Here is a 12667-nt window from a genome sequence, read left to right as displayed (position 1 = left end):
TTGGCTCCGCGGCCGCATGAGGTGGCGGGCCCTTGGAAATGACGGAGGAATTATGGTGTTGAATCGTGCTTGGACGCGGGTGCTCTTTGCTAGCGCCCTTCTCGCTACAGCAGTTGCCGCGCAGGCGACGCTTCTCTATGATAACGGCCCCATGGTGACCAACGCCGGCGCAGCCTCCGGCGGCGCGGACGCCAGCCTGGTCCAGGACGACACATTGGGTCTCGCCGTGGCCGGCATCACCGCGAACAAAGCCGGCGGATTCTGGGTCTCTGACGATTTCGAAGTCGCTGCAGGCCAGACCTGGGACATCGACCAGATGACCTTCTTCGGCTATCAGAAGGGCTCCACGACGACGTCCACCATGACGGGGCTCTACGTCATGATCTACGCCAACCCCACGAGCTCGACGGACCCTACCACGGGCACGCTCGTCTTTGGCGACGACGCCACGAACCGGCTCTCAGGTTCCTCGTTTACAAACATCTATCGGATGGGTGAGACCGAAGGGTTTGCCAACAACACCAGGCCGCTGATGTCGATCGACGCCGCTGTCGACGTGTCACTGGGCGAAGGCCATTACGCCGTCGTCTGGGCCGCCACGGGCTCCCTTGGCTCCGGCCCCACGATGACGCTCGTCACCTACCTTGGCCAAGGCGGAAAGGCAGGCGCCAATGCTTCTGCCTTTGACACCGCGTTCCACGGTGGCTGGTACGACGTCGTGGACGACGTTCACGCACAGGACTTTGCCTTCCAGATCGTCGGCACGGTACCCGAGCCCGCGAGCGTTCTGGTATTTGCCGGCGGGATCCTTGTGGCCCTCGCCCGAAAGCGCCGCTAGGCCGCAACCGCGAAAGCAAGCTGCATTTGACCGGCGGGCTCAAGGGCTATTCCCTTGAGCCCGCTTCGATTTGTCTAGCTGCCGCCTAAGCCGGGCTGGGCCGTCTGTGGCAAACTGGGAAGCAGGTTTAGCCATGGCAACGCTCAAAGTCCAACGCCCCGAAAATCGCCTCAAGACCGCCCTTCCCAAAGTAGGAATCCGCCCCACCATCGACGGGCGCTACGGCGGCGTCCGAGAGTCGCTCGAGGGCCCGACCATGGCGATGGCGAAAGCCGCCAAAGAGCTCATCGAAAAGCGCATCTTTCATTCCTGCGGGCTCGCGGTGGAATGCGTCGTCCATGACACCTGTATCGGAGGCGCGGCCGAAGCGGCCGAGTGCGCCGCCAAGTTCCAGAAAGAAGGCGTTGGCGTCTCCTTGACCGTCACGCCCTGCTGGTGTTACGGCACCGAAACGATGGACATGGACCCCCTTCGGCCCAAGGCCATCTGGGGGTTCAACGGAACCGAGCGGCCCGGCGCCGTCTATCTGGCAGCCACGCTGAGCGGGCATGCACAGAAGGGGCTTCCCTGCTTTGGCATCTATGGCAAGGACGTTCAAGACCTCGGCGACACCGACATTCCGGACGACGTCCAGGAGAAAATCCTCAAGTTCGTTCGCGCAGGAATCGCTGCGGCGAGCATGCGCGGTAACAGCTACCTGGCCATGGGCGGGGTCAGCATGGGCATCGCCGGCTCGAACGTGGACCACAGTTTCTTCGAGCGCTATCTCGGCATGAGGGTCGAATCGGTGGACATGACCGAGTTCATCCGGCGCATGGAGCGAGGGATATTCGACCCGGAAGAGTTCGGCAAGGCGATGGCCTGGAGCCGCGAGCACTGTAAGGAAGGCAAGGACTGGAATGCCCCTGAGAAGCAGCGGACCCGAGAACAGAAGGACCAAGACTGGCAGACCAGCGTCAAAATGGCGCTGATCGCGCGCGATCTGATGGTTGGCAACCCCAAGCTTGCCGACATGGGATTTAAGGAAGAGGCGCGCGGCCGGAATGCGATCGCCGGTGGGTTTCAGGGCCAGCGTCAGTGGACCGACCACCTTCCCAATGGCGACTTTATGGAGGCCATCCTCAACACCAGCTTCGATTGGAACGGCATCCGGCAGCCTTACATCGTCGCAACCGAGAACGACTCGCTCAACGGCGCGACCATGCTTTTCGGGCACCTGCTTACCGGGTCCGCCCAGCTCTTTGCCGATGTCCGCACCTATTGGAGCCAAGGCTCGGTCGAGCGCGTCGCCAACTATTCGCTCTCGGGGGGCGGAGAGGGCGGCATTCTGCACCTCATCAACTCGGGTCCGGCGGCTCTCGACTGGACAGGCGAACAAAACAGCCACGGCCAGCCCGTTCTCAAGCCCTGGTGGGCCGTCACCGGAACAGATGCCGAGCGCTGCCTGAACGCGACAAAGTGGTGTACCAGCGACCTCGGGTACTTCCCCGCCGGAGGCTGGTCAACCGACTTCACAACCCGCGAAGGGATGCCTGTCACGATGGCCCGGTTGAACCTCGTCCACGGCCTTGGCCCCGTGCTCCAGATCGCAGAAGGTTGGACCGGCGAGTTGCCGGAGGATGTCCACAAAGCTCTAGACGAAAGGACCAGTCCGACCTGGCCCACCACTTGGTTCGTTCCCGTGCTAAACGGCCGTTTCCCGTTTGACGACGTGTACAACGTGATGAACAACTGGGGCGCCAACCACGGCGCGATCTGCTACGGGCATGTCGGCGACCTCATGATGACGCTGGCTTCGATGCTGCGAATTCCGGTGGACATGCACAACGTGCCGCAGGATCGGGTGTTCCAGCCGGCAGTGTGGTCGAGGTTTGGGGTCAATGAGCCGATTGGCGCGGATTTTCGGGCTTGTGCGGCTTACGGGCCGCTGTATGGGTGAAGGGAGGAGCGCGCCTAAAGAATCCTCGCTATCGCTCTCCACTTCACGAAGTGGGTGAATCGGCCCGTACCGACCTCCTCTTCAGGATCCAGTGCCGGATTAGCCATCCAACGCCATAACCCAAGGGCAAAATCCACGACAAATAGAACGGAAGCCCAATGTAGAGTGCTTCGCCCAGCCCTTTGCCCCACTCATCGAGGTCATTGACCACTGGCCGGACCACGAACTGCCATACCGACGGGATTGCTGCCAGCATGCAGGTGATCCAGGGCAGCACCTTAACGGCTCGTTCCGGCTTCACCGATCCTACCCCCCCTCCATTTCTTCGAGCGTCTTCGGCCAGTCGCTCTTCAGGAGCCTGGATAGAGCGCGGTCCGCGAGCAGCCGGCCTTCGTTCTGGCAGTTGGCGCAGTAATTCGTCTCGTTCTCGGCGTAGCGGATTCTCTGAATGGGCGAGCCGCACACCGGGCAGGGCATTCCAAATTTGCCGTGGGCGGCGAAATCGGGGCGAAACGCCGTGATCTCGCCAGGTCCAGGGAATCGGCCGCCAAATTCGGTCCACAGCTTCTCGGACCAGTCGGAAAGTGTCCGGCGGGTCTGACTCCATAAGCGCTCCACCTCCTCAGCGGCGAGGCTTCGTGTGAGCCTTAGGGGAGAAAGCCGTGCTGCGTGCAGAATCTCGTCCGAATACGCGTTGCCAATTCCGCTGAAGGCTCTGGGGTTGGTGAGCGCCCTCTTGAGGGTACGATTCTCCGACAATATTTGTTGTCGGAACGATTCGAGGCTGCACTCCAGGGGTTCGATACCGCCTGGATCATGGGCAGCGAGGGCGTCTTCGCCCCTCACCACATGGATCGACGCCCGCTTGTGCGAACTGGCCTCCGTCAAGACCAACATGCCCGTCTCGAATTGAAGCGAGGCGTGGAAGATCTTTGGCGGCTTGCCCTTGGGCCCCTTGCCCGGCTCAAACCAGCGGAGCCTTCCGGCGATCATCAAGTGGATCACCAGCCACAGATCGTCTTCAAACCCGACGGCAATTCGCTTCCCCAAGCGCCGCACATCGAGGACCGTTTGACCCTTCAGCGCCGAGACTGGCGGATCGACCGTGCGAAGCACGAACGGGTTCCAGACCCTCAGCTCCGTCAGGGATTGTTCCACCGCGCGCTGCCGCAGGGCGCGCACATACACCATCACGTCAGGCAACTCGGGCATGGCTCCGGTTCCATTGTAGAACGCGCAAGGAGCCTCTACGGAATGACGCATCGGGAACTCGGCTCAAGCTCCAGACGTGTCATACTTAACCCTTGCTTGAAGCGCTCGATGAGCGCGCGGTGGAACCTGTGTCGATTACGAAAACTCGCCATTTCTTCGAAAAATCCGGTTGCGGCACCATCATCACGGCCGTTGTGGGCCTGATGCTCATCATCGGATTCCTGTGGTCCGGCAACTGTACGGGCGGGCCGAACATGGCCGAGGGCCCCAAGACCTCCATCGGCTCTGTAGGCGATCGCGCGATCACCGCTGAGGCCGTGGACCGCTACTACACCCAGCTCTCCGGCCAGCTTGGGGAGTCGCCCGATCCCGCCATCGTCGCCCAGAACTTCGGCCGGGCGGTCTCTTTTGCGGCCAACGACGCGGTTTTCGAATATTTGGCCACCCAGAACGGCATTTCCATTGAGCCGGATTCGCTCGACCAGGAAGTCAACAAGGTTGCAGCCGAGCAAGCCGAGCAGACCATCGCCTTTGAAAAGCAAACCCTCGGAGTGGGCAAGTCGGAAGCCGACTTTGCCCTTGCTTTCAAAAACAAGCATTCAATGTCGCCCAGCGAGTTCAAAGAGAAGCAGGCCGAGCAGATCAAGGCTGACCTTCAGGACCCAGAGAAAGCAGCAACCATGTACCGCCAGGTCATCCAAATCGCCCTGGTGAGCAAGCTCAAGGCCGGCAAGCAGTTTTCCGATGACGACATCAAGAAGAGCTATGACACCTGGATCACGAAGCGCGTCTTTGCCGATGCGTTCAAAAAAGACCCGAATCGGCCCGACTTTCCCGCCGCGCGCGAGCGCATGGAGAAGGTGAAGGCGGCGCTGGATGGCGGCATGGATTTCGAGGCCGCGATGAACCAGTTCAGCGACGATCCCGTGGCGCCGGGGAAGAAGACGAAGAGCGAATCGACGATCGATTACGAACGCTCGAACCTGGAGCACGACCGAAACCTCAAGCCGATATTGAGCCTGAAGCCGGGCGAAACGACGGCGATTGTGGACACCGGGTCCGGTGCGGCGATCTATCGCCTGGTTCGGCTGGGATCGAGCCTGCCAAAGGACTGGGAAAAGAGCAAGGCGCAGCGAGTGAGCCAACTGCAGGACAGCTACGCGTCGAACGAGGTCTACAACCGCGTCGTCAAGGCGAAGAAGGACGGGACGGTGAAGTGGACCTCCAAGGGCTTCAAGGCCATTTTTGACTGGGCCGAAGCCAAGGCGGACCCGGACCTGGCGACCGATGAAGCCAAACGTCGCGAGGCCTTTCAAAAGGCCTACGAAGACGCCAAGGCTGTACTTGCGGAGGGCGGCGGGTTGGACGAGCGCCCCGCGACGCTGGCTGAATACGGCGCGTTTGAGGACCTCTGGAAGCTTTCAAGCGACGAGCAGCGCAACGAGCTCAAGGCCGACCGCGTGGAAGTGCTGACCGACATCCTCACCATGTCGGATAGCCTTGACCTCCGGATGGAGCTTGCGAACCTCCTCATCGACCAGAAGAAGCCGGACGAAGCGCTCGAACAGGTTTCTTCAGCGGCTCAGCTTCTATTCACCTACGACGAGAAGTCCATCGCCAACTACAAGCGGGTCGACGCGATGAACGCCAAACTTGCCGCCGCAGGGGTGGACGCGGAGTCGCTCAAGCTAGTCAACGAGAACCTGGACACCTACCGCAACGGAGCGTTTGAGTTCTTTAAGAGCCAGGCCGAGTCGAACCAGGACTACTCTCCGACAGGTGAAGCCCTGAACAAGCAAATCCAAGCCCAGATGTCGGTGGCCAAAGGTCTCGGCTTCATCACCGACGCGCAGGTCTCCGAGGTCGCGGCACTGATCCAGAAGTACAAGGTCGAGAAGAAGAAACTGGACGACGAGGCCGCGGCCGAGCGCAAAAAGCTGGAAGAAGAGACCAAGGCCCAAGCCGAGAAAGACAAGGCGGCCGCCAAGGCGGGAACGAGCGGCACGGGCAGCGCAGGCTCCAAAAGTGGCAGCACCTTTGGCCAGCCAGGCGCGACGGGCCAGGGCACTGCACCGCCAACAAACGCAGGCAAAGGTGGGAAGTAAGGCGCCAGGTGGCCGATGCCGGCTAAGCTGATCCTTGTCGCGACGCCGATCGGCAACCTCGGGGACCTCTCACCCCGGGCCGCCGAGACGCTCATCGCAGCGGACTTCTGGATCGTGGAGGACACGCGCCAAAGTGCGAAGCTGCAGGCCGCGTTGAACACGAAGAAGCGGATGGTGGTGCTCAACGACCATACGCCAGAGTCCCGGTATGGAGCGCTGCTGCGGGAAATCGAGAGCGCGGGCTCGGTGGCCTTGATCACCGACGCAGGCTGTCCCGGGATCAGCGACCCCGGCGCCCACCTTGCAGACCTCTGGTATGAGGCCGGCGAGCAAGTGGACGCCATCCCAGGTCCCAGCGCGGTGACCACGGCGCTGATGCTCAGCGGTTACTACGCCCAGCGGTTCGCTTTTCTCGGCTATCTTCCAAGAAAGGCTGGGGCAGTCCGAAAGGAGTTGGATGCTTTTACAGATAGTCCGCTCACAATCGTCCTGTTTGAAAGCCCGTTTCGAGCCAAGAATCTCATTGAGACTGCCTACTCCACATTGGGCGAGCGCCGCTACACCATCTGTCGTGAAATTTCCAAGCTTCATCAGCAGGTTTTTCGATCCACTCTGCCCTCTGTTCCGTCTCAACAGCAAGTGCCGGAGAAGGGCGAATGGACCTTAGTGATTGAAGGAAAGCGCAAGGTTGGGCACGATGTTGGGGTAAGGTAAGGGAGCTTGGTTGGTTCGAACCTATGGTGAGTGCGTTGCACCTGATCAATAACGGCCGTAGTTGGCTCCTCGCAACATGTTGCCTGGGGCTGCTCACGATGCTTGCGTCATTCTCGGCTGGACAATCCCCGACCTATCAGCTTCAGTCTGAAGACGTTCTTAGGATTCAGGTCTACAACGAAACTCAAGTGGATTCTCAGGTGCCAGTCGGTTACGATGGCAACATCGCGGCACCCTTCGTGGGAAGCGTCAAGGCAGCGGGTCGCACTATCGACGAACTCGCCGCCGAACTCACTCAGCTCTACATCCAAAGGCTTCGCCTTCGAGACCCCCGCGTTTCGGTGACGATCATCCGGTTTCGTGAGCTCAAAGCAACCGTAATAGGCGCCGTTCGGCAACCAGGAAGCTTTCCGATTCGAAAGGGCGAAACGATCGTCACGTTGCTGGGCCGAGCCGCACTCGACACCGAGCGAGCCGACCCTTACCGTGCCACCTTGAGGAAAGCACGATCCCAAGAGCAGATCCCCATCGACCTCTATTCGCTTTTGAACCGGGCGGATACGTCGCAGAACTACGAAATCGAAGACGGGGACGAACTCTTCGTCCCGCAGGACACTCGGAACCACGTGAACTTGATCGGCACCATCCAAAGGCCGAGCCAGTATCCTTATCGCGACGGGATGAAGCTGACCGACCTCATTGCGATCGGTGGGGGCGAGATCCCGGGGCGGACCAAGTTCAGCGAGACGATCGTATTCCGGCCGATCGCAGGCCAAAACGACCAATACCGGCCGATCAAATGCGATTTGGTCAAGTTCTTCATGAAAGGCGATTTCACGCAGGACATCACGCTCAGGCCAGGCGATATCGTCTTCATTTCAAAGACGAAGACGCCTCCTATCAGCGAAATCTCCGGAGCGGTCAACACCGTTTGGATCTTCAACCTGCTCTCCCGACAGGGGATCTTTGGGTTCAACCCGTTCTAGGTTGAATAGTGCCTTTCGTGGTTTATCGCCGCGTTTCAGCTCGCTTCAGCGATTTCGTAAACGTGCGTCATGGGCGGTGACGTCCGCAGCGTCGCTGCCACAGAGCAGTACTTCTGTTCGCTGAGTTCTACCGCTCGTTTCACGGCCGCCTCGTCGAGGTTGCGGCCCTTCACGATGTGCCTGACGGCCACCGACGTGAACGGGCGCGGGTAAGTGCCCTCGGGCACCCTCTCAGCTTCAACCACGACGCGATACGACGTCACTTCCTGACGCTTCTTTTTGAGGATCGCGATGACGTCCATCGCCGCACATGCGCCGATCGAAGCCGCAAGCGCCTGCATGGGGCTGGGGCCCTTCAGGTGGCTCGGGGCATCCCGGTCGCTGTTCATCATGCATTTGTCGCCCTCGGCGTCCGTGATCTCAAAGGCGAGGTCGCCCTTCCATTCCAGATCCATCCTCATGCCCTAAGTATCGCAGGGCTGAATCTGTACTTGCTGGTCAGAACCAGCTGCTATCCTGGAAGGTCGCGTTCGTCGGTGGCCCCGGGCATCGGGGCGGGCCGCTCTACGGCGCTGTTCAGGGCCATCCTGGTCCCCTTGTCCGAAGCGTCGAGGAGGCTCAGCATCACGTCGGTCACGTGATAGCTCAAGCCGCCGTCCACCCGGTTCGGCCTACTGTAGTCGATGGCGCAAACCAGGTCGAGCAAGCCAAGGCCCCTCGAGTTCTTGGCGAAACCGTGGGTCAGCGGAACCTCATGCCAGTCGCTTTCGCCCTTGCGGAACAGCTTGACGGGGCCGCCAAAACCGTTCGGATCGGGCACCAATATCGAGCCTTCTGACCCGTAGACCTCGATGCATGGCAGCGTCGTGCGCTGCACGTCGAAGCTCGTTGTGATCTGCCCCACCGCACCGTTTTGAAACGAAAGAAGCCCGACGATGTGGGTAGGGGTCTCTACCGGAACGACCTTCCCCTTCTTCGGCTCGCTCGTAATGGTGCGCGTGGCGCGGGGGGTTCGGCACTCGGCGAAAACGCTGCCCACCCCGCCCAACAGCGTGACCAATGCGGTCACATAGTAGGGGCCCATATCGAGCATCGGACCGCCGCCCTTCTCGTAATAGAACTCCGGGGACGGATGCCAGCTTTCGTGTCCCGGGCAGAGCATGAACGCGTTGGCGCCTACGGGCTCACCGATCGCGCCGTCGTCGATGAGCTTTCTGCACGTCTGAATTCCCGCGCCAAGCACCGTGTCCGGCGCGCAGCCCAGCCTCAAGCCCTTCGCATCGGCAAGCTCTTTCAGCTCGCGCGCCTCATCTCGGTTCACCGATAGCGGCTTTTCGACGTAGACGTGCTTTCCGGCCTCCAGTGCGGCCTTTGAGACGGCGTAGTGCGCCTTGGGAACGGTCAGGTTGAGAACGACATCAACCTCCGTATCGGCCAAGAGCGCGTCCACCGTTTGGGCCTTCGGGATACCCTTGGCCTCAGCCACGCTCTTGGCGCGGTCCATGTCCAAGTCCGCGCAGGAGACGACCTGGGTCCGCGCGTAGGCGCCCAAATTCTCTAGGTAGATGCCGCTGATGTTTCCGACTCCGACGACGCCGACGTTCCACGTTCCCATGAATTCGAGCTTACCGGCGGACCCAACGAAACGGTGAGCCCCTAAAACCGCAGGATCGAACCGAGCGCCAAGCCCCAGACTGTGTGAAGGATGAAGGTCGCGCCGCAAAAAACAAGCGCTGCCGTCGCCCCCCGCTGCCGCTTCGTGAGGCCGATGATCGCCAGGACGATTCCGCCGATGCTGGCCAACTGGCCGCAAAAGAGCCCCAAGGCGCCGAGCACCCACGCCCAACGCGTCTCCAATCCTGTGGCCTGCGGCGCTTGATAGAGATCGGGCCGATAGTAGCCAGCGTAAGGTTGGTTGGAGGGCGGGCCAGGCTGCGGGCCAGGCTGCGAAAGGCTCAAACCCAGCGACGGCAATGCGTAGGCCTGTATGGAGCGCCCGGTCCCCTCCTCTTCAAGGAGGGTCGCCGGCCCCACCCGGTTCTCGGCCACCCAGAGCTGCAGCGTCTGCAGGTCCGCCGGACCGAACCGTTGGCCATCTGGAAACACGACGTAGTACCGCAACACTCCACCTTGCGCCAATCGCGCGCGCCGATAGGATTTACCCTGAAATCGCCGCAATCGTTTCAGCATAGGGGTCCTAATGCCCTGGCCGAGCCGTAAGTAATCATGAACAGGCATCCACCCATGGTCACGAGAGACCCCAACGACTTCCGCAACTTCAAGCTGAGGAACGGCGCGCCGGCGACGACCGTCATCGTGTCTGCCGTTCTGATCGGGTTTCTGCTCTGCTGGTTTGACCGCTCGTTCCGGACCTTTGAGGCATTCCGCTTTCAGACCAACCTCTTCGGCTCGCGTCCGTGGACCGCCCTGACCTACGCTTATTGCGACTCGGGCGTTGTTTCGGTGCTCTTCGCGGGCTACTGGCTCTGGACGATGGGCGGCGCCCTGGAGCGCGATATAGGCACCAAAGCGCTGGCCAGTTTCTGGCTGGTCGAGTCGCTGCTCTGCCCCATCACGTTCTGGGTCGGCTCCAAGGTCCTCGGCGCAGACGGCCTGTTGATCGGTCCCTGGGTGCCTCTTGCGGGCCTTACGATGGTCTGGGGGCTGCGCAACGCGAGCGCGCGGATGCTCCTCTTCTTTGTAGTACCGGTAAGTGGTCGGGCGATCGCCTGGCTCGCTGCCTTGCTCGTCCTGTTCGGGGCCTACAGCGTCCAAATGCGCTACGCCCCGGGGCTCGCAGTCTTTGCCGCATTGCCGCTCGTCTTCGCCTGGTCACTTGGCACACGTAGAATGAAGCTCCCTGGGATCCCTGAGCGGGGTGCAAAAGGCAACGACTTCGTTCGGGGCGCGGGCTTCTATTCCAAGGAGTACTTCGACGACGTCAAGCGCCGCGAGAGGGACCGAGCCGAAAAGGAACGCCTGAAGAGGCTCCTCGAGGGCCCTTCAGGCGACGAAAAGTGAGGCTCGCCGAAGGACTTAGTCCTCGACTTTCACACCCATCGAACGCGCTGAGCCGGCGACGATCCGCATCGCCATCTCCTCGTCGGAGGTGTTGAAGTCGGCCATCTTCTTCTTGGCGACCTCGCGAAGCTTGTCCTTTCCGATCGATGAGACGATTTCCTTTCGGGGGTTGCTGGAGCCTTTCTCCAGCCCGATCGCCTGCTTGATCAGGTCAGTGGTCAGCGGCTGCTTGACCACGAACGCATACGACCGATCCTCGAAAACCGTGATCTCAACGGGAAGCACATAGCCCATCTGGGGCTGGGTCATCTCGTTGAACTTCTTCAGGAACTCCATCATGTTGATGCCGGCCTGGCCGAGCGCTGGGCCAACGGGCGGGGCAGGAGTTCCCTTTCCGGCAGGAATGTTGAGCTTGATGACGCTGGAAATCTTTTTTGCCATGGCGGTTACCTTGGGATGTCGAGTGACGGAGTAACGAGAGTCGCGATCTCAAACGCGGAAGGCGGTGGATTGGCACACGCTCTCAGCACGCATTCGCCGGTCCCGATTTCCACACTTAAAATCCAACATTCGTCATTCGACGATCTGCTGTCCCAACCAGGCGAGGGGGAAGCGTCATCCCGGCCGGGATGAAGAGGATACCCTAAGCCTCCCGTCCTGGGGCAGAGGACTAAGGAGGCTTAGGTGGGAAAAGACGCTAACTAGAATATGCCATTTGTCTCGACGTACTCGGGACAGCCCCGACGCATTCCAGTACTTTCGACATGTTACCCGACGCTATTCGATCCAGTCCGCCACGAACACGTTTGTTTCGCCGCGAACCTTGCCATTCCTGTTGCTCGCGAAGACCAGGTGCTTCCCATCGCGACTAAACATCGGGAACCCGTCGAACTCTGGGCTGCGGGTGATGCGCTCGAGGTCCGTCCCGTCCACCCGGATACGCCACAGGTCGAACTCCCGGCCCTTCTTGTCGCCGAAGTTCGAACAGAAGATGATCCACTGGTTGTCTGGCGATAGAAACGGTGCGAAGCTGGCGCAGTTGAGGCTGGTCACCCGCCGGGGGTTCTTACCGTCCGCGTCCATCATGTAGACCTCCAGCTTCGAAGGCCTGACCAGGTTCTCGGCCAGGAGCTTTCGGTAGTCGTCCACCTCTGTCTGCGTCTTTAGGTCATACCGCCGATACACGATCTTCTTGCCGTCCCAGCTCACGAACGGGCCGCCGTCGTAGCCCACGTTGCGGGTGAGGCGCTTCACGTTGCCGCCGTTCAGGTCTGAGCGGTAGATCTCGAGGTCGCCCTCGAAGTTGGATGTCCAGGTCATGTACTTTCCGCCTGGATCGATGGTCGTCTCGGCCACATAGGCGTTCTTGTCGATCACCTTCGTCAGCCCAGAACCGTCCGCCCGGACCCGGTAGATCGAGAACTGGGGATTGACCATCCAGACGTAGCCCTTGGAGTGGTCCACCGGGGTCTGCGCGCCCTTGTTCCTATCGTGGGTCGAACTGAAATAGAGCCACTTGCCGTCGGGAGTGAAGTAGCTGCACGTGCAGCGGCCCAGGCCCGTAGAAAGCAGGCGCTTGCCCGATCCATCGGCGTTCATGACCACGATCTGCTCATCCGGCCACTCGGGCTGTCGCGTCTGGTACACGATCTGCTTTCCGTCGAAACTCCAATAGGCTTCGGCGTTCTGGCCGCCAAAGGTGAGCTGGCGGACGTTTCTGAGGTGAGGCTCCTTGGGGTTGTCGCCAACGAGAACTGAATCCTGTGTCTGCGCCAGGAGCATTGGCGCGAGGAACGTGAGCATGGATTAATGGTGCTAGACCTGAACGAGCCTGGCCTAGCCGTTCTGAGGG

The 12667-nt window shown here is 60.8% G+C and carries 13 protein-coding genes; 6 read left to right on the top strand and 7 right to left on the bottom strand.

Going from position 1 to position 12667, the window contains the following annotated elements; all coding sequences use genetic code 11:
* Positions 1-52 precede the first annotated feature (52 nt).
* The gene (locus HZC36_10400; GenBank protein MBI5707384.1) at positions 53-838 is read left to right on the top strand and encodes a PEP-CTERM sorting domain-containing protein; all 786 of its coding nucleotides are present in this window, start codon (positions 53-55) and stop codon (positions 836-838) included.
* A gap of 133 nt (positions 839-971) precedes the next feature.
* Positions 972-2777, top strand: a complete 1806-nt coding sequence (locus tag HZC36_10395; protein ID MBI5707383.1) for an L-fucose isomerase — start codon at positions 972-974, stop codon at positions 2775-2777.
* Positions 2778-2820: 43 nt separating this feature from the next.
* On the opposite strand, the gene HZC36_10390 is transcribed toward HZC36_10395, so the two are convergent.
* Together HZC36_10390 and HZC36_10385 are read right to left on the bottom strand one after the other, a co-directional pair.
* A complete protein-coding gene (locus HZC36_10390) occupies positions 2821-3078 on the bottom strand; it encodes a hypothetical protein (GenBank protein ID MBI5707382.1) in 258 nt (85 codons plus the stop codon).
* Between the two features lie 5 nt (positions 3079-3083).
* Positions 3084-3989 carry a formamidopyrimidine-DNA glycosylase gene (locus HZC36_10385; GenBank protein MBI5707381.1) on the bottom strand — a complete coding sequence of 302 codons (906 nt, stop codon included), beginning with the start codon at positions 3987-3989 and terminating at the stop codon, positions 3084-3086.
* A gap of 92 nt (positions 3990-4081) precedes the next feature.
* Here HZC36_10385 and HZC36_10380 point away from each other — a divergent pair, with 92 nt between their 5' ends.
* The 3 genes from HZC36_10380 (at position 4082) to HZC36_10370 (ending at position 7794) form a co-directional block, all read left to right on the top strand.
* Complete coding sequence (locus HZC36_10380) at positions 4082-6094, top strand: hypothetical protein (GenBank protein ID MBI5707380.1); 2013 nt, start codon at positions 4082-4084, stop codon at positions 6092-6094.
* 15 nt (positions 6095-6109) lie between these two features.
* Complete coding sequence (gene rsmI, locus HZC36_10375) at positions 6110-6808, top strand: 16S rRNA (cytidine(1402)-2'-O)-methyltransferase (protein ID MBI5707379.1); 699 nt, start codon at positions 6110-6112, stop codon at positions 6806-6808.
* A 98-nt stretch (positions 6809-6906) separates the two neighbouring features.
* Positions 6907-7794, top strand: a complete 888-nt coding sequence (locus HZC36_10370; protein ID MBI5707378.1) for a polysaccharide export protein — start codon at positions 6907-6909, stop codon at positions 7792-7794.
* A 35-nt stretch (positions 7795-7829) separates the two neighbouring features.
* Here the strand turns inward: HZC36_10370 and HZC36_10365 are convergent, their stop codons facing one another.
* From HZC36_10365 to HZC36_10355, 3 genes are read right to left on the bottom strand one after another with little or no spacing between them, the layout of a single operon-like run.
* On the bottom strand, positions 7830-8255 hold the full coding sequence (locus tag HZC36_10365; protein ID MBI5707377.1) for an OsmC family protein: 426 nt from the start codon (positions 8253-8255) through the stop codon (positions 7830-7832).
* A gap of 50 nt (positions 8256-8305) precedes the next feature.
* The gene (locus HZC36_10360; protein ID MBI5707376.1) at positions 8306-9409 is read right to left on the bottom strand and encodes a Gfo/Idh/MocA family oxidoreductase; all 1104 of its coding nucleotides are present in this window, start codon (positions 9407-9409) and stop codon (positions 8306-8308) included.
* Between the two features lie 41 nt (positions 9410-9450).
* Complete coding sequence (locus tag HZC36_10355) at positions 9451-9984, bottom strand: hypothetical protein (protein MBI5707375.1); 534 nt, start codon at positions 9982-9984, stop codon at positions 9451-9453.
* A 54-nt stretch (positions 9985-10038) separates the two neighbouring features.
* Between HZC36_10355 and HZC36_10350 the strand changes: the two genes are divergently transcribed.
* Positions 10039-10815, top strand: coding sequence for a rhomboid family intramembrane serine protease (locus HZC36_10350; protein MBI5707374.1), 777 nt, complete (start codon positions 10039-10041; stop codon positions 10813-10815).
* A 15-nt stretch (positions 10816-10830) separates the two neighbouring features.
* On the opposite strand, the gene rplK is transcribed toward HZC36_10350, so the two are convergent.
* Together rplK and HZC36_10340 are read right to left on the bottom strand one after the other, a co-directional pair.
* Positions 10831-11256: a 50S ribosomal protein L11 gene (gene rplK / locus HZC36_10345; protein ID MBI5707373.1), complete on the bottom strand. Its 426-nt coding sequence runs from the start codon at positions 11254-11256 to the stop codon at positions 10831-10833.
* 336 nt (positions 11257-11592) lie between these two features.
* Positions 11593-12618: a PD40 domain-containing protein gene (locus HZC36_10340; protein ID MBI5707372.1), complete on the bottom strand. Its 1026-nt coding sequence runs from the start codon at positions 12616-12618 to the stop codon at positions 11593-11595.
* Positions 12619-12667: the final 49 nt, after the last annotated feature.

The sequence above is a fragment of the Armatimonadota bacterium genome (assembly GCA_016223145.1).
In the GTDB taxonomy this organism is placed as follows: Bacteria; Armatimonadota; Fimbriimonadia; order Fimbriimonadales; family Fimbriimonadaceae; genus Nitrosymbiomonas.
The sequence above is the reverse complement of the archived record's forward strand: the minus strand, read 5'-3'. Positions and strand labels throughout refer to the sequence as shown.